Source organism: Pseudomonas sp. RW409, assembly GCF_003184125.1.
Classification (GTDB): domain Bacteria; phylum Pseudomonadota; class Gammaproteobacteria; order Pseudomonadales; family Pseudomonadaceae; genus Aquipseudomonas; species Aquipseudomonas chlororaphis_I.
Map to the genome: position 1 here is coordinate 675,140 of NZ_QHHP01000042.1, position 15,475 is coordinate 690,614.

Genomic DNA, 15,475 nt, shown 5'->3' on the forward strand with positions numbered 1-15,475 from the left:
ACTCGACCTTTCATGCGACTTTTCACCGCCGGCCTGTTGCTGGCGCTGCTTTCATTGACCGGCTGCCAGAGCGTGCCGCCCAAGGGGCTGACCCCGCAACAAGTGGCGGTGCTCAAGCAGGAGGGCTTTGAGCTGACGGATGAAGGTTGGGCCTTCGGCCTGTCCGGCAAGGTGCTGTTCGGCAGCGATATCGAGACTCTGAATGCCGCCAGTACCGAGATCGTCGAGCGCATCGGCAAGGCCCTGGTCAGCGTGCACATCGACAAGGTCCGGGTCGATGGCCACACCGATGCCTCCGGCAGGGAAACCTATAACCAGCAACTGTCCCTGCGTCGGGCGAAAAGCGTGAGCAAGGTGCTGGTGGCCACGGGCATGCGTGAAGAAAACATCCAGCTGCGCGGCCTCGGCAGCAGCGAACCGGTAGCCTCCAATAGCACGGTGGCCGGGCGTACCGAAAACCGTCGCGTCTCGATCGTGGTCATCGCCGACTAATAGGCGAACACCATTGCCTGGGTCTGCCCCATCAGCAGGCCCTGATTCTGTTCAGTCACGCTGAGGATGTAATCCCACATGGTGGTCTTGGTAGGGCACTTTAGGACCGGAAAGGATCAGAATCACCCTCACATCGTTTCAAACGAGCAATAACATCCGGGGCGGTTTTAACAGTGTCGATGCGACCTGCGCCATCAAGGTAAATGTCTATCGCGCTCCCCCATTTTGGCGTGATGTTTATGCATCTCCGCAGAGTCTTCTTATTCCACCAGTCGAAGTTCATGAAGAACTTCTCATTGGGGAAAATATGCCCAGTGTCATAAGTGGCTTGCCCTGGAAGCATTCCTTCTTTATGAATGCTGTGCTGCGTGTTCCAGATTAGCCGAAGTTCGTCTGTACCTTCTTTAGAGTAATGGACACGGACGACGGGGGTCGCCATGTACCAGAACAACAATGGGAAAACAACGAGCGCCCCAATAACATATCGGGCTTTAATATTTTTCGCAGACATGGACACTGGCGCCATCTCCCCATTCTTCCGGTGTAACTGCAAGCACTTCGTCCATGATCATTTTTGCCGTGATGCCCCCGTTTGGATACTCGTTGTAGAGTTTCATGCCGATACTAATTGAAATCCGATCCGGGACGTCGTCCCAGGCGCGCATCCCTTCTACGCCTTCTGTGGCATGAGGTCCTTTGAGCCTTTGCTCTTCTTTGGCGACGGTTATCTGCTCTCCCCACCGTCGTAATTGATCTGAAACAATCTGCTCGACCCCAGCGCCATCCAGAAGGACGCCTTCAGTGAGTCCTCCAGCCATACCAACATAGCCGTAGTGAATGTTCGACCAAATATCGTAGAAGTAGTCGTACTTGCCTTGCCTGTGGCGATACCTGCCAAATTTTGCATGAATCTTCGGTTTGTGGTCCCAATCACAACCCTGGCCCACTCGTTCAGTCCAAAGGGCCATAGCTGCCGCGATGTTTGAAGCGCCGATAGCTTGAGGGCTGGTATTTCCGACTTGGGCATACCACGGCAGGGCCATTTGCTTGCGGGTCTCTTCCGCAACGTCATAGCTGAGCAGCTCTTTCATCTTCAAGACGGAGGAGTGGTGGATGTTGCTATTCATCTCATCTGCGATGTAGCTCGCCAGCTTCTCCATCATGTTCGGGTGGGTACAGCCTTCTGGCCCATCGTTCGGCTCTGGCTTCTCTTCGGGCGCCTTAGAGGCCGCATTGGGATCGACCAAAGCATTTGCAGCAGTCGCCTTCTCGGTCAGTCTCGGGTCGGCCAGCAAGGTCGCCATCTTTTCATCGTCTACCGAGCCGTCCGGGCGGAACACTCCGAGTATGGCGAAGTTGATGATTGCCGCATCGGGAACAGGCCCCATGACAAAGCCACCGAAGGTATCACCCGACCCCGTAATGATTGTCCCACCGTGACTGGTCGGGCTCCCTAAATGGGCCATGGGACGACCATTCAGGATGATCGAGGGAAACCCCGTGGTGATGACCGCGCCACAACCGCAAGTGTCACCGACTCGGGCTGCTCCCATGAAGTTGATGTTGATGTCAGCAGAAGCGCAAGCAATAGGAGTAGTGCCGTGACCGGGAAGAGGACAGACGTGTTTGTCGCCCAGGCGAGCAGAAGAGAGCATTTATCGTCCTTGCATTAGCTGATCCGCGAGGCTCTTTGTCGAGCTTCGCGAACCTAGCAAGTGGCGATGGCTAAGGCTTTAGGACGATTCTGAACTTGGTTGGAGAGTCTGTCGGGGCCTGCTAATTACGATCAATCCCTGTCGCAAAACATTGGCAAGGCCAGCGGATCTTCCTGCAGGACTATGAGTCGGCAAACACCATCGCCCGGCTCTGCCCCATCAGCAGGTCCTGATTCTGCTCGGTCACGTTGCGGATGTAGTCCCACAGCAGGGTGATCCGCTTGAGCTTGCGCAGGTCTTCGCGGCAGTACATCCAGAACTGTCGGGTGATGTCTATTTCCTCCGGCAGCACTGGCAGCAGGCGTGGGTCCTGGGCGGCCAGGAAGCACGGCAGGATCGCCAGCGAGCGCCCTTGCTGCGCCGCCACGTACTGGGCGATCACGCTGGTGCTGCGCAGGTTGGCGCTGGCGCCGGGCAGTACATTGGCCAGGTACAAGAGCTCCGAGCTGAACGCCAGGTCGTCCACGTAGCTGATGAATTGATGCTCGCTCAAGTCCGCCGGGCGGCGGATCGGTGGATGCTGGTCGAGGTATTCCTGGGTCGCATAGAGCTGCAGGCGGTAGTCGCAGAGCTTGCAGCAGACATAGGGACCATGCTCCGGGCGCTCCAGGGCGATGACGATGTCGGCTTCGCGCTTGGACAGGCTGATGAAGTGCGGCAGCGGCAGGATGTCCACCGAGATCGCCGGGTAGGCGTCGACGAAATGGCTCAGCTGCGGGGTGATGAAAAAGCTGCCGAAACCCTCGGTGCAGCCCATGCGCACATGGCCGGACAGGGCCACGCCCGAGCCCGAGACCTGTTCGCAGGCCATGTGCAGGGTGCTTTCGATCGACTCGGCATAACCCAGCAGGCGCTGGCCCTCGGCGGTCAGGACAAAGCCGTTGGTCCGGGACTTTTCGAACAGCAGGGTGCCCAGCGCGACTTCCAGCGAGCCGATGCGCCGCGACACCGTGGTGTAGTCCACCGCCAGGCGCTTGGCCGCGCTGCTGGCCTTGCGGGTGCGGGCCACTTCGAGGAAAAACTTCAGGTCGTCCCAGTTCAGCGAGCCGAGGGATGTGATGTTTTTTTGCATGATGGACCGGCTTTTATGTGCGTTCTTATTAGAAGTTTGCACATCTATACTCCAAAAACAGTCCGACAACCAACTCGCGACGCACGCCTCATTTCAAGGCGGTCCCACGCCTTGGCTCCCTGCATAAGAACCTCAAGAAGTCAGGAGACCCGTATGAACGCATCCCTCAAGTCCGACGGCACCACCTTGCAGCAGGTCAAGCTGCTGATCGACGGCCAGTGGGTCGAATCCCGGACCAGCGAATGGCACGACATCACCAACCCGGCCACCCAGCAGGTGCTGGCCAAGGTGCCTTTTGCCACGGCGGATGAAGTCGACGCCGCCATCGAAGCCGCGCAGCGCGCCTTCCAGACCTGGAAGCTGACCCCGATCGGCGCGCGGATGCGCATCATGCTCAAGCTGCAGGCGCTGATCCGCGAACACTCCAAGCGCATTGCCCAGGTGCTCAGCGCCGAACAGGGCAAAACCATCGCCGATGCCGAAGGCGACATCTTCCGCGGCCTGGAAGTGGTCGAGCATGCCTGCTCGATCGGCAGCCTGCAGATGGGCGAGTTCGCCGAGAACGTCGCCGGCGGCGTCGATACCTACACCCTGCGCCAGCCGATCGGCGTCTGCGCCGGGATCACCCCGTTCAACTTCCCGGCGATGATTCCGCTGTGGATGTTCCCGATGGCCATCGCCTGCGGCAACACCTTCGTCCTCAAGCCTTCGGAGCAGGACCCGCTGTCGACCATGCTGCTGGTGGAGCTGGCGCTGGAAGCCGGGATTCCGCCGGGCGTGCTCAACGTGGTGCATGGCGGCAAGGACGTGGTGGACAAGCTGTGCACCCACCCGCACATCAAGGCGGTGTCGTTCGTCGGCTCCACTGCGGTGGGCACTCACGTCTACGACCTGGCGGGCAAGCACGGCAAGCGCGTGCAGTCGATGATGGGCGCGAAGAATCACGCCGTAGTGCTGCCTGACGCCAATCGCGAACAGGCGCTCAATGCCCTGGTCGGTGCCGGGTTCGGCGCGGCCGGCCAGCGTTGCATGGCCACCTCGGTGGTGGTCCTGGTGGGCGCGGCGAAACAATGGCTGCCGGACCTCAAGGCGCTGGCGCAGAAACTCAAGGTGAATGCCGGCAGCGAGCCGGGCACCGATGTCGGGCCGCTGATTTCCAAGCGCGCCAAGGAGCGTGTGCTGAGCCTGATCGAAAGCGGCATCAAGGAAGGCGCCAAGCTGGAGCTGGACGGTCGCGACGTCAAGGTGCCGGGTTTCGAGCAGGGCAACTTCGTCGGCCCGACCCTGTTCTCCGGGGTGACCACCGACATGCAGATCTACACTCAGGAAATCTTCGGCCCGGTGCTGGTGGTGCTGGAAGTGGACACCCTCGACCAGGCCATCGCCCTGGTCAACAGCAACCCCTTCGGCAACGGCACTGGCCTGTTCACCCAGAGTGGCGCAGCGGCCCGCAAGTTCCAGAGCGAAATCGATGTCGGCCAGGTCGGGATCAACATCCCGATCCCGGTGCCGGTACCGTTCTTCAGCTTCACCGGTTCCCGTGGTTCCAAACTGGGCGATCTGGGGCCCTATGGCAAACAAGTGGTGCAGTTCTATACCCAGACCAAGACCGTCACCAGTCGCTGGTTCGACGATGACAGCGTCAACGATGGCGTGAACACCACCATCCATTTGCGTTGAGGAGTCGGCTCATGAAAATCGCATTCATCGGTCTGGGCAACATGGGCGCACCCATGGCGCGCAACCTGCTCAAGGCCGGGCATCAGTTGAACCTGTTCGACCTGAACCAGGCCGTGCTCAACGAACTGGCCGAACTGGGTGGCAGTATCAGTACCTCGCCGCGCGCCGCCGCCGAAGACAGCGAGCTGGTGATCACCATGCTGCCGGCCGCGCCCCATGTGCGCAGCGTCTGGCTGGGTGACGATGGGGTGCTGGCGGGTATCGCCCGTGGCACGCCGGCGGTGGATTGCAGCACCATCGACCCGCAGACCGCCCGCGACGTGGCCGCGGCCGCCGCCAAGCAAGGCGTGGCCGTGGCCGATGCGCCGGTATCCGGCGGTACCGGCGGCGCGGCGGCGGGCACCCTGACCTTCATGGTCGGCGCCAGCGCCGAACTGTTCGCCACCCTGCAGCCGGTGCTGGCGCAAATGGGCCGCAATATCGTGCACTGTGGTGAAGTGGGGACCGGGCAGATCGCCAAGATCTGCAACAACCTGCTGCTGGGCATTTCGATGATCGGCGTCAGCGAGGCCATGGCCCTGGGCGATGCCCTGGGCATCGACACCAAGGTGCTGGCGGGCATCATCAACAGCTCCACCGGGCGCTGCTGGAGTTCCGACACCTACAACCCCTGGCCCGGGGTGATCGAAACCGCACCGGCCGCTCGCGGCTACACCGGCGGCTTCGGCGCCGAACTGATGCTCAAGGACCTGGGCCTGGCCACCGAGGCCGCCCGCCAGGCGCATCAGCCGGTAGTGCTGGGCGCCGTGGCGCAGCAGCTGTACCAGGCCATGAGCCAGCGCGGGGAAGGGGGCATGGACTTCTCGGCTATCGTCAACAGCTATCGCAAGCCCCAATAGGGGTTTTTCCGGGAGCCCGCGTCGGGCGGGCTCCCGGTTTTTTACCATCTCTCTTACTTCAATGGACCTCGCTCCCCTGTAGCCCGCTGGCACAGGCCGGGATCGAGTGCGCCGTCCTCGGCAATTGCGCTTGTTCAGAAAAATCAATTCATCGGTTCATGACAGTCTTACAGCCGAATATCGCCCGTAATATCTGCACAGTAGGCGATGAAGTATTCGCAAGTGGCTTTATCGCGACAATGTATAAGACATGCCCTGGCAGTATCGGGATTGATAGCTAAGGTGATTTGTGTCGACAGCATCTCTGTCGAATGACGACATGTCATGGATATGGCATGTATATAAGGTTATATCAGGGAGATAGACCATGGCAGATGTTCTGAGATACGGAGACAAAGTTCATATCAAGAATGGTTACAGTAATTGGGACGGCGGTTATCTCGATACTTGTAATCATGCGACCGCCCCGAACAGCCTTTACGGCGTAGTCACCGCAACCACTCCTCATCGCGGCCCGGGTACTGGCACCTGGGTCATCGAGTCTGCGACAGGCAAGGCAGTAGGAACCGAGGTTGAAAGTTGCGATGTGATTCTGCTGTGGAACCTCTACAAGAACGAGGGTGGCTATCTGGACACCAATGGCCACGCGACAAAACCGTCGATCTATAACGTGGTCACAGCCCTCAAGGAGTCGCGGCCGGCGGATACCCTGCACTGGCGAATCTTCGCCGATACCTCAGATCCCAAGGATTTCAAGGTGAGAGAGGGGGATGTCGTGCACTTCCTGAATGGCTACAACGACGTGCGCGGCGGGTTCCTGGATACCTGTGGGCATGCCAGTGGCGAGGGCGTCAAATATGCGGTATCGACGACCCCCTATCTGAATCGGGACGGCAATACCGGCTCATGGAAAATCTCGAAAGCCAAAGACTAAGTGCCCGATACACCGCCAGGCACCTGGATGTGCAAAAGGGGACGTTGAGACGTCCCCTTTTTAGTCGTTGGATTAATAGAGTTTCTAAAGTTTTAAGTGTGGGTCGTCTGCTTGGTTTTTTTGTTTAAGCAAGCTTGTTGGAAGTTTAAGTGGGCTGTCTGTATTCGCTGGGCATGAGATGAGTGAACTTCTGGTTGGCCAATATCATTAAGCCGGGAAGTGCATGGCGGGCGTGCGCCTTATTACTGTGTTTTTATAAAAAAGAGGCGCTCTTCAATGATATGAGCGCCTCTTGAAGTTTTGTGGAAAGTCCTTCGCCGGGCCGATCAGGCAGTTTGCAAAACTGCGGCCCGCATTTTCGGGCGTCAGGCGAAAACGAAATACTTGCGCACGGTCTCGACCACTTCCCAGGTGCCTTTCATCCCGGGTTCGACCACGAAGATATCGCCGGCGCGCAGGTGGATCGGGTCCATGCCGTCCGGGGTGATCACGCAGTAACCTTCCTGGAAATGGCAGTACTCCCATTTCACGTAGTCCACGCGCCATTTGCCGGGCGTGCAGATCCAGGTGCCCATGATCTTGCTGCCGTCTTCGCTGGTGTAGGCGTTGAGGTTGACGGTGTGCGGGTCGCCTTCGAGTTTTTCCCATTTGCAGGCATCGAGCACCGGCAGCGGGTGAGTGTCGCGCAGAACGGTGATGGGGGCAGTCGCGGTCATGAGGACTCCGGGGTCTTGGCTGAGAACTGAAGTCGCACCCTATAGCGCCCGGCGCCCCATCAGTTGTCTGTACTCGACATCGGGGTGCCCAGAAACGCAGTAGCCGCCCGCGAAGTGTTGCCGCGGTTTGCATTGAAATTTCCGAGCGTGAATCAGTGATTTCCTTGCAGTTCTTGCGAAAGATTCCGCGGTCGCCGGAGCATTTCGCAAGAATCTTCACGGGCATCGCTCGTATGATTCAGGTCGAAGTGGCCGAGAGCAGCGCTATGAATACAACCCCAAGCTGGTGGGACATCAGCCCGCCCCTGAGTACCGCGACCCCGACCTGGCCTGGCGACACGCCGTTCCAGGAAGAGCGGGTCTGGCAGTACGGACCCGAGTGCCCGGTGAATGTCGGGCGCATCACCCTGTCGCCGCACACCGGGGCCCATGTCGACGCGCCGCTGCATTACAGCGCCGATGGCGCGCCGATCGGCGAGGTGCCGCTGGATGTCTACCTCGGCCCGTGCCGGGTCGTGCATTGCCTGGGCTGCGGCCCGCTGGTATTGCCCCGACACCTGGAAGGTCACCTCGACAACCTGCCCGAGCGGGTGCTGCTGCGCACCTATCGCCAGGCGCCGTTGAGCACCTGGGATCCGGACTTCAGCGCCGTGGCCAAGGAAACCGTCGAGCTGCTGGCCAGCCACGGCGTGCGCCTGATCGGCATCGACACCCCGTCCCTCGATCCGCAGCAATCGAAAACCATGGACGCTCATAACGCCGTGGCCCGCCATGGCCTGGCGATTCTCGAAGGTATCGTGCTCGACGAGGTGGCCGAAGGCGACTACGAACTGATCGCGTTGCCCCTGCGTTTCGCTCATCTGGATGCGAGCCCGGTGCGCGCCATCCTGCGGCCTTTGCCGCGATAATTCCTACAATAGTATTTACAACAACAAAGCTTCGACCCCGCGCGCCCTCGATCAAGACTGGCGCCGGGTGATCGATCAGCCGCGACCTGACATGAGGAGCCCACGCGATGAGTCAATGTCCCTATTCGAGCAACCCGCCGCCCGATGGCTGGCATAACGCCGAACTGAATTTTTCCAATTCCATGAGCTACGGCGACTACCTGGACCTGGGGCGCATCCTCAATGCCCAGCACCCCTTGTCGCCGGACCACAACGAAATGCTCTTCATCATCCAGCACCAGACCTCGGAGCTGTGGATGAAACTGATGCTGCACGAGCTCAAGGCGGCTCGCGAGCACGTGCATCAGGGCCAGTTGCCGCCGGCGTTCAAGATGCTCGCGCGGGTGTCGCGGATCTTCGACCAACTGGTGCACGCCTGGGCGGTGCTGGCGACCATGACCCCGTCCGAGTACAAGTCGATCCGCCCGTACCTGGGGCACTCGTCGGGCTTCCAGTCGTTCCAGTACCGCGAGATCGAGTTCATCCTCGGCAACAAGAGCGCGACCTTGCTGCGCCCCCATGCCCATCGTCCGGAACTGCTCGAGGAACTGGAGCTGGCGATCGCCACGCCATCGCTGTACGACGAAGCCATCGGCCTGATGGCCAAGGCCGGGCTGGCCATCGACCCCGAGCGCCTGGCCCTGAACAGCCAGGTGCCGACCCAGCATGATGCGTCGGTGGAAGCCGCCTGGCGCGAGGTCTACACCGACCCGTCGCGCTACTGGGACCTGTACCAGCTGGCGGAGAAATTCATCGACCTGGAGGATTCCTTCCGCCAGTGGCGCTTCCGCCATGTGACCACGGTGGAACGCATCATCGGCTTCCAGCCCGGCACCGGCGGCACCGAAGGCGTCGGCTACCTGCGCAAGATGCTCGACACCGTCTTGTTCCCCGAGCTGTGGCGCGTGCGCTCGACGCTGTAAGCGGCAGGCCAGCAAAAAGGCCCGGCATTCATCGAATGCCGGGCCTTTTTGTTGGCTGAACCAGTGGCGTTGTAATCAGGGCCACCGTGTCATCGTTCATCGCGGGCAAGCCTCGCTCCTACGGTAACGATGTTCATCGCGAGCAAGCTCCGTTTCTGTAGGAGCGAGGCTTGCCCGCGATGGGCGCGCCGCCGTTGTCAGGCCACCGCCCGAGTACCAGCCCTGGCCACCCGCAGGCGGTAGAACACCCAGATCAGCGCAACCCACACCGGGATCGCGTAGACCGAAACCCGGATCCCGGGAATCATCAGCATCACGCTGACGATCATCAGCATGAAGGCCAGGCACAGGTAGTTGCTGAACGGGAACCAGAAGGTCTTGAACGACGGCACTATGCCTTGCTGGCCCATGGACTTGCGGAACTTCAGGTGGGTCAGGCTGATCAGTGCCCAGTTGATCATCAGGGACGCGACAACCAGGGCCATCAGCAGCTCCAGCGCTTCCTGCGGCGCCAGGTAGTTGACCACCACGCAGAGCAGGGTGATCAGCGCCGAGACGCCCAGGGCCAGCAATGGCACCCCCTGTTTGTTCAGCTTCATCATCGCCTTGGGCGCGTCGCCCTGTTCGGCCAGGCCGTAGAGCATGCGGCTGTTGCAGTACACGCCGCTGTTGTAGACCGACAGCGCCGCGGTCAGGACCACGAAGTTGAGGATGTGCGCCGCGGTGTCGCTGCCGATCAGGGCAAAGATCTGCACGAACGGGCTGCCGCTGTAGGAGTCGCCGGAAGCGTTGAGGGTCTGCAGCAACTGGTCCCAGGGGTACAGCGACAGCAGCACGGTGAGAGCGCCGACGTAGAAGATCAGCACCCGGTACACCACCTGGTTGATCGCCTTGGGGATCACCTTGCGTGGCTCGCTGGCCTCGGCGGCGGTGATGCCCACCAGCTCCAGGCCGCCGAAGGAGAACATGATGAAGGCCATGGCCATCAGCAGGCCGGTGCCGCCATTGGGGAAGAACCCGCCGTGGCTCCACAGGTTGCTCACCGCGGCCTGCGGGCCGCCGCTGCCGCTGGCCAGCATGTAGCAGCCCAGGGCGATCATGCCGATGATGGCCACCACCTTGATGATGGCGAACCAGAACTCGGCTTCGCCGAAGAACTTCACGTTCATCATGTTGATCAGGTTGACCAGCACGAAGAACACCGCCGCGCTGACCCAGGAGGGGATTTCCGGCCACCAGAACTGCACGTACTTGCCCACGGCCGTGAGTTCGGCCATGCCCACCAGCACGTAGAGCACCCAGTAGTTCCAGCCGGCGAGAAAGCCGAAGTAACCGCCCCAGTATTTGTGCGCGAAGTGGCTGAAGGACCCGGCCACCGGTTCCTCGACAATCATTTCGCCGAGCTGGCGCATGATCAGGAAGGCGATGAACCCGGCAATCGCATAACCGAGGATCATCGAAGGGCCGGCGGACTTGAGCACGCCGGCAGAGCCAAGGAACAGTCCGGTGCCGATCGCCCCGCCCAGGGCAATCAGCTGGATATGGCGGTTCTTCAAGCCACGCTTGAGTTCGCCGGGTTTCAGGATTTCATCCACTAATCACGCTCTCTTCTCATTGTTATCGGATCTGTCCGTGTTCGCGGCCAGATCGCGGCTGACGGCGGACGGATCAGATATTACTCTCGGTGAACTTCTCGTAATACAGCTGAACGCTCTCAAGTTGCTGATCTTGCAACCAGTTCTTGATCGACTCGACCATCGGTGGCGGTCCGCAGACGTACATGTCCACCGGACTATCGCGCAGTTCGCTGCAGTCGAAATGCTCGGCGATGTAACCGCGCTTGCCCGGCCAGTCCGTCGTCGGCTCGCTGATCACCGCAGTGTAGCGAAAGCCCGGCAGTTGGTCGGCATAAGCTTCGATACGCGCGGTTTCGCACAGGTCGGCGACGTTGCGCACCCCGTAGTACAGGTGCACCGGCTGGGTGCAGCCGTCGGCGACCAGCTGTTCGAGCATCGCCAGCAGCGCCGACAACCCGGTGCCTCCGGCCACCAGCACCAGCGGCCGGACGATATGGCGCAGGTAGAAGGCACCCAGCGGCGCCTCCAGTTCGATACGGTCGCCGACCTGGCAACGTTCGCGGATGTAGTTGCTCATGGCCCCGTCGGGCAGCAGGCGCACGAGGAATTGCAGCTGCTGGCTGCCCGAGCGGTTGGCGAACGAGTAGGAGCGCTTGCTCGACGTGCCGGGGACCGACAGCCGGGCGTACTGCCCCGGCAGGAAGTCCAGCGCCGCCTGATCCTGGTCGAGCTGCAGTTGCAGGATCGCCGTGCTGTCGGAGACCTGGCGCACTTCGCTGACTGTAGCGCCCAGCTGTGCGGGGCCTGCGGCGCTGCACAGGCTGGAATCGAAGTCGAAGTAGAAGGTGGCATCGGACTGCACCCGGGTCTGGCAACTGAGCATCTTGCGCTGCTCCAGGTCCGTGCTGGAGAGGGCTTCCTCGTCCACGTAGTCCTGGCTGTAGGTGCCGGATTCGCAGCGGCCCTGGCAGGTGCCGCAGACGCCTTCGCGGCAGTCGAGGGGGATCTTGATGCCGTTGCGCAGGGCGGCGTCGAGCAGTATTTCGTTGGCGTGTACAGGGAAGAACAGCGTCTTGCCATCGGCAAAGCTGAACGCGACCTTGTGGTTCATGCCCGGTCTCCGTCAGAGGTGGTAGAAATCGAGCACCGAGTTGATGGTGTCGTTGAGCAGCAGCACATGCTTGCGGGTGATCAGCCAGCTGTCGCCGTGGGGCTTGAGGTTGTAGGTGGCATGGCCGAAGAACTGCTCGGCGGTGGCCAGGCGATAGAACAGCGTGTGCCAGTTCAGCCGCACTTGCAGGTTGCCATCGGCCTGCTCGGCGATCCGCACGTTGCTGATGTTGTGCAGGGTGCGCGGCATCGGAATGGTCGAGGCGGCCTTGCCGGTGCGGATACGGAACACCCGGTCTTCCAGGCCCGAGCGGTTGGCGTAGTAGATCAGCGACATGCCGCGTTTCGGGTCGGTGGTGTAGACATGCTCGGAATCCCACTGCGGCAGGTGGAACTCGCTCTGCGGGTCGAAGAGCTCGAGGTAGGCGTCCCAATCCTGGGCGTCGCACAGCTCGGACTTGCGATAGAAAAACTGCTCGATACGGTATTGCAGTTGCGCACTCATGTTCACACCTCACGCAGTTTCAGGGATTGTCTGGCCAGCCCGTCGAGGAGGAATTTCTGCCAGTTGCGGTGCTGGTTGACGTACAGCCCTTCGTGGGTGAATTCGGTACCGGTCATGGCCGGCTGGATGCCGATGGCCTCGCTGTTGCGGGTCGGCCCGGTTGCCCAGCGGTGGCTGCCGCGGGAGATATCGCTCCAGCGTTCCAGGCGGCCCTGGAAGCCGCGCTGGGCTTCGCGAAACTCCACCAGGTCGTCGGGGGTGCCCATGCCCGAGACGTTGAAGAAGTCCTCGAACTGGCGGATGCGGTTTTCCCGGTCGGCGTCGGACTCGCCCTTGACCCCGATGCACTGGCTGATGATCTCGGTCTTGTTCCAGGCCAGCGGGCGGATGATCCGCAGCTGCGAGCTGATCTGGTCGAGGAAGAACAGGCTCGGGTAGATGTTGAGGTTGCGCAGGCGGTGCATCATCCATTCGGCTTTTTCCTGGCCGTACTCTTCCACCAGCCGCGGCATGATGGTGGCGTAGCCGGAGCGCACCGACGGGTTGGGCATGTCGCTGAACAGCACGCTGTGGCCGTTGTTGAAGGCGAACCAGCCGTCGTCGGTATTGGCGTCGCCGGCGCCGAGCTTGCTGTAGTCGAGGGTGGCGCTGGCGCCGCCGTTCTCGCTGTTGACCTGCTGGCGGTGCTGCACCGTGGCCACGTAGTTGTAGTGCACGGTGCTCACGTGATAACCGTCGAGGCCGTTCTCGTTCTGCAGTTTCCAGTTGCCGTCGTAGGTGTAGGCGGACTTGCCGGGCAGGACTTCCAGTTCACCGGTGGGCGACTGGGCGACCATCATGTCGAAGAACACCTTGGCATCGCCGAGGAAGTCCTCCAGGGAGTTGTCGGCATGGACGTCGAGGCTGATGAAGACAAAGCCCTTGTAGCTGTCGATGCGGGCCTTCTTCAGGCCGCGGGTGGCCTTGTCGAAGCCCTCGGGATATTCCCCCGGCGCCTTGACCTTCACCAGGCGCCCGTCGCTCTTGTAGCACCAGGCGTGGAACGGGCAGGTGAAGGTGGACTGGTTGCCCTTGCCGACCCGGGTCAGGGTGGTGCCGCGGTGCTGGCAGGCGTTGATCAGCGCGTTGAGCCGGCCTTCGCCGTCGCGGGTGATGATCATCGGCTGGCGCCCGGCGCGCAGGGTCACGAAGTCGTGGTTATTGGCCAGCTCGCTTTCGTGGCAGGCGTAGATCCAGTTCTTCTCGAAGATCAGTTCCATCTCCAGGTCGAACAGCTCGGGTTCGGTGAACATGTCCCGGGCAATGCGGAATACGCCGTCGTCCGGACGAAAGTCCAGGCAGCCATCGATGAAGCTTTTCCATTGTTCTGTGTTTCTTGCACCACTCATGAGTGAGTACCTTTTTTATAGAGGCGGTTTTATTCAGGCCAATCAGTGGGTGCATTAGAGGGAGTGCGGGGCAGGGGTGGCTATCCGCTTAGTCGGCCAAGGCCATCCATAAAATTGAATGGCGCTGAGGGCTTCTGTAGGAGCGAAGCTTGCTCGCGATAAACGATCACGCGGTGCATCCGCCAAAGCGCGCCGTACCCATCGCGGGCAAGCCTCGCTCCTGCGGGCGCGGGGGGTAACACCTGGGGGCTGAATACCCACGGCCGGCGCCCCAGGTGATCAACGGCTGCACCGCGATGTCGCGATGAGCTACTGTTTGGCGCAGTCTTGCGTGGGTTTTGCGCACCGGGTGGATGGGCTCTATCCACTTAGTTGGCGATTGCTATCCAGCCGGTTGGCAGTCCCGGGCGGTGGCGCAAAACTTGCTCTTGCAGGTCAGTACTTCAAATCAGACGCGCCGTCAGAGCGCGCAAAAAAATATTGCCGTGGGTGCGCCGTGATGAATAGCAAGGCTGATTCGCAGTTTCGCGATATTCGTATCGATCGCTACGACCTCGAGGGGGCGAGAAGCTGGATGTCCGGCATTTGCGGGCCGCACCGGCTCGAGACCAGCACCCCCGAGCGCATCCGCTTTCACCACAGCGCCAACGTGTTCAAGTCGCGGGCCACCACCCTGGGCACCATCGAATACGGCACCGACGTCACCATCGATATCGAAGACGCCGAGCGCTTCAGCAGCTACAGCCTGAGCCTGCCGCTGAGCGGCGATCAGGAGTTGAGCAAGGACGGCCGGCTGCTGCGTTCCAACCGCGACCAAGGGGTGATCATCGCGCCCAACGAAAGCCAGATGCTGGCGATCTCCGGCGACTGCCGCAAAGTCCAGGTGGTGATTACCCGGGCGGCCATGAGCGAAGCGCTGGAGGCCTTGCTGCAACGGCCACCGGAAGCGCCGCTGCGCTTCGAGGCGGTGATGGATGCGGTGGAAGGGGCGTCGGCGTCCTGGTGGCGCATGGCGCGGTATTTCATCGCCGAACTGGAGCGCAGCAGCGAACTGTACGAACAGCTGGCCTTCACTCGCGATCTGGAAAGCTCCTTGATCAAGGGCCTGATCCTGGCCCAGCCGAACAACTACTCGGCGGAGCTGCGCGAGGTGCTGGAGGTCAAGTTGCCCCACTACCTGGTCCGCGCCCGCCAGTACATTCACGCCAACGCCCGAGAGCCGCTGTGCCTGGAGGACCTGGAAGCCGCCGCGGGGGTCTCGCGCTTCAAGCTGTTCGAGGCCTTCAAGAAGTATTTCGCCCTGTCGCCGATGGTCTACCTGAAGAAGTACCGGCTCAATGCGGTGCGCCAGGAGATCCTCGAACACGGCTCGGCGCGGACCATTTCCGAAATCGCCCTGGGCTGGGGCTTCAGCCATCTGGGGCGGTTCTCCGCCGAGTACCGCAAGCTGTTCGGCGAGTCGCCCAGCGTCACCTTGCAGCGCCACGATGCGCGGCGCCTGGGTGGTTTCTAGGGCC

At 61.2% G+C, this 15,475-nt stretch carries 15 protein-coding genes; 7 read left to right on the top strand and 8 right to left on the bottom strand.

Annotated elements, in window-relative coordinates; translation table 11 throughout:
- Positions 1 to 12 precede the first annotated feature (12 nt).
- On the top strand, positions 13 to 492 hold the full coding sequence (locus DK261_RS30095) for an OmpA family protein (RefSeq protein WP_151263569.1): 480 nt from the start codon (positions 13 to 15) through the stop codon (positions 490 to 492).
- Positions 493 to 592: 100 nt separating this feature from the next.
- On the opposite strand, the gene DK261_RS30100 is transcribed toward DK261_RS30095, so the two are convergent.
- The 3 genes from DK261_RS30100 to DK261_RS30110 form a co-directional block, all read right to left on the bottom strand.
- Positions 593 to 1,003, bottom strand: coding sequence for a hypothetical protein (locus DK261_RS30100; RefSeq protein WP_080710473.1), 411 nt, complete (start codon positions 1,001 to 1,003; stop codon positions 593 to 595).
- A complete protein-coding gene (locus DK261_RS30105) occupies positions 984 to 2,147 on the bottom strand; it encodes a polymorphic toxin type 44 domain-containing protein (protein WP_110177260.1) in 1,164 nt (387 codons plus the stop codon). Before DK261_RS30105 ends, DK261_RS30100 begins: the two co-directional genes overlap by 20 nt.
- Positions 2,148 to 2,328: 181 nt before the next feature.
- On the bottom strand, positions 2,329 to 3,279 hold the full coding sequence (locus DK261_RS30110) for a LysR family transcriptional regulator (protein WP_009046852.1): 951 nt from the start codon (positions 3,277 to 3,279) through the stop codon (positions 2,329 to 2,331).
- A gap of 153 nt (positions 3,280 to 3,432) precedes the next feature.
- Between DK261_RS30110 and DK261_RS30115 the strand changes: the two genes are divergently transcribed.
- The 3 genes from DK261_RS30115 to DK261_RS33725 all read left to right on the top strand — a co-directional run bounded on the left by DK261_RS30115 (position 3,433) and on the right by DK261_RS33725 (position 6,792).
- Positions 3,433 to 4,959 carry a CoA-acylating methylmalonate-semialdehyde dehydrogenase gene (locus DK261_RS30115; protein WP_009046853.1) on the top strand — a complete coding sequence of 509 codons (1,527 nt, stop codon included), beginning with the start codon at positions 3,433 to 3,435 and terminating at the stop codon, positions 4,957 to 4,959.
- An 11-nt stretch (positions 4,960 to 4,970) separates the two neighbouring features.
- Complete coding sequence (gene mmsB / locus DK261_RS30120; protein ID WP_038630543.1) at positions 4,971 to 5,858, top strand: 3-hydroxyisobutyrate dehydrogenase; 888 nt, start codon at positions 4,971 to 4,973, stop codon at positions 5,856 to 5,858.
- A gap of 367 nt (positions 5,859 to 6,225) precedes the next feature.
- Positions 6,226 to 6,792: a hypothetical protein gene (locus DK261_RS33725; RefSeq protein ID WP_028681603.1), complete on the top strand. Its 567-nt coding sequence runs from the start codon at positions 6,226 to 6,228 to the stop codon at positions 6,790 to 6,792.
- Positions 6,793 to 7,157: 365 nt separating this feature from the next.
- Here the strand turns inward: DK261_RS33725 and DK261_RS30130 are convergent, their stop codons facing one another.
- Positions 7,158 to 7,508 (bottom strand): cupin domain-containing protein, encoded by a 351-nt coding sequence (locus DK261_RS30130; protein ID WP_007922165.1) that lies wholly within the window; start codon positions 7,506 to 7,508, stop codon positions 7,158 to 7,160.
- 266 nt (positions 7,509 to 7,774) lie between these two features.
- Here DK261_RS30130 and kynB point away from each other — a divergent pair, with 266 nt between their 5' ends.
- Both kynB and kynA read left to right on the top strand, forming a co-directional pair.
- The gene (gene kynB, locus DK261_RS30135) at positions 7,775 to 8,416 is read left to right on the top strand and encodes an arylformamidase (protein ID WP_009046856.1); all 642 of its coding nucleotides are present in this window, start codon (positions 7,775 to 7,777) and stop codon (positions 8,414 to 8,416) included.
- 107 nt (positions 8,417 to 8,523) lie between these two features.
- Positions 8,524 to 9,378, top strand: a complete 855-nt coding sequence (gene kynA / locus DK261_RS30140) for a tryptophan 2,3-dioxygenase (RefSeq protein WP_016704190.1) — start codon at positions 8,524 to 8,526, stop codon at positions 9,376 to 9,378.
- A 197-nt stretch (positions 9,379 to 9,575) separates the two neighbouring features.
- Here the strand turns inward: kynA and DK261_RS30145 are convergent, their stop codons facing one another.
- The 4 genes from DK261_RS30145 to antA all read right to left on the bottom strand — a co-directional run bounded on the left by DK261_RS30145 (position 9,576) and on the right by antA (position 13,958).
- Complete coding sequence (locus tag DK261_RS30145; protein WP_009046858.1) at positions 9,576 to 10,973, bottom strand: amino acid permease; 1,398 nt, start codon at positions 10,971 to 10,973, stop codon at positions 9,576 to 9,578.
- A 73-nt stretch (positions 10,974 to 11,046) separates the two neighbouring features.
- A complete protein-coding gene (antC, locus tag DK261_RS30150; RefSeq protein WP_110177262.1) occupies positions 11,047 to 12,066 on the bottom strand; it encodes an anthranilate 1,2-dioxygenase electron transfer component AntC in 1,020 nt (339 codons plus the stop codon).
- A gap of 12 nt (positions 12,067 to 12,078) precedes the next feature.
- The gene (antB, locus tag DK261_RS30155; protein ID WP_009046860.1) at positions 12,079 to 12,570 is read right to left on the bottom strand and encodes an anthranilate 1,2-dioxygenase small subunit; all 492 of its coding nucleotides are present in this window, start codon (positions 12,568 to 12,570) and stop codon (positions 12,079 to 12,081) included.
- A 2-nt stretch (positions 12,571 to 12,572) separates the two neighbouring features.
- Positions 12,573 to 13,958: an anthranilate 1,2-dioxygenase large subunit gene (antA, locus tag DK261_RS30160; protein ID WP_009046861.1), complete on the bottom strand. Its 1,386-nt coding sequence runs from the start codon at positions 13,956 to 13,958 to the stop codon at positions 12,573 to 12,575.
- 499 nt (positions 13,959 to 14,457) lie between these two features.
- Here antA and DK261_RS30165 point away from each other — a divergent pair, with 499 nt between their 5' ends.
- The gene (locus DK261_RS30165) at positions 14,458 to 15,471 is read left to right on the top strand and encodes a helix-turn-helix domain-containing protein (RefSeq protein ID WP_016704186.1); all 1,014 of its coding nucleotides are present in this window, start codon (positions 14,458 to 14,460) and stop codon (positions 15,469 to 15,471) included.
- Positions 15,472 to 15,475: the final 4 nt, after the last annotated feature.

Coding starts and splice junctions, on each gene's coding strand:
- DK261_RS30095 (WP_151263569.1), top strand. CDS start 13: ATGCGACTTTTCACCGCCGGCCTGTTGCTGGCGCTGCTTTCATTGACC.
- DK261_RS30100 (WP_080710473.1), bottom strand. CDS start 1,003: ATGTCTGCGAAAAATATTAAAGCCCGATATGTTATTGGGGCGCTCGTT.
- DK261_RS30105 (WP_110177260.1), bottom strand. CDS start 2,147: ATGCTCTCTTCTGCTCGCCTGGGCGACAAACACGTCTGTCCTCTTCCC.
- DK261_RS30110 (WP_009046852.1), bottom strand. CDS start 3,279: ATGCAAAAAAACATCACATCCCTCGGCTCGCTGAACTGGGACGACCTG.
- DK261_RS30115 (WP_009046853.1), top strand. CDS start 3,433: ATGAACGCATCCCTCAAGTCCGACGGCACCACCTTGCAGCAGGTCAAG.
- mmsB (WP_038630543.1), top strand. CDS start 4,971: ATGAAAATCGCATTCATCGGTCTGGGCAACATGGGCGCACCCATGGCG.
- DK261_RS33725 (WP_028681603.1), top strand. CDS start 6,226: ATGGCAGATGTTCTGAGATACGGAGACAAAGTTCATATCAAGAATGGT.
- DK261_RS30130 (WP_007922165.1), bottom strand. CDS start 7,508: ATGACCGCGACTGCCCCCATCACCGTTCTGCGCGACACTCACCCGCTG.
- kynB (WP_009046856.1), top strand. CDS start 7,775: ATGAATACAACCCCAAGCTGGTGGGACATCAGCCCGCCCCTGAGTACC.
- kynA (WP_016704190.1), top strand. CDS start 8,524: ATGAGTCAATGTCCCTATTCGAGCAACCCGCCGCCCGATGGCTGGCAT.
- antC (WP_110177262.1), bottom strand. CDS start 12,066: ATGAACCACAAGGTCGCGTTCAGCTTTGCCGATGGCAAGACGCTGTTC.
- antB (WP_009046860.1), bottom strand. CDS start 12,570: ATGAGTGCGCAACTGCAATACCGTATCGAGCAGTTTTTCTATCGCAAG.
- antA (WP_009046861.1), bottom strand. CDS start 13,958: ATGAGTGGTGCAAGAAACACAGAACAATGGAAAAGCTTCATCGATGGC.
- DK261_RS30165 (WP_016704186.1), top strand. CDS start 14,458: ATGAATAGCAAGGCTGATTCGCAGTTTCGCGATATTCGTATCGATCGC.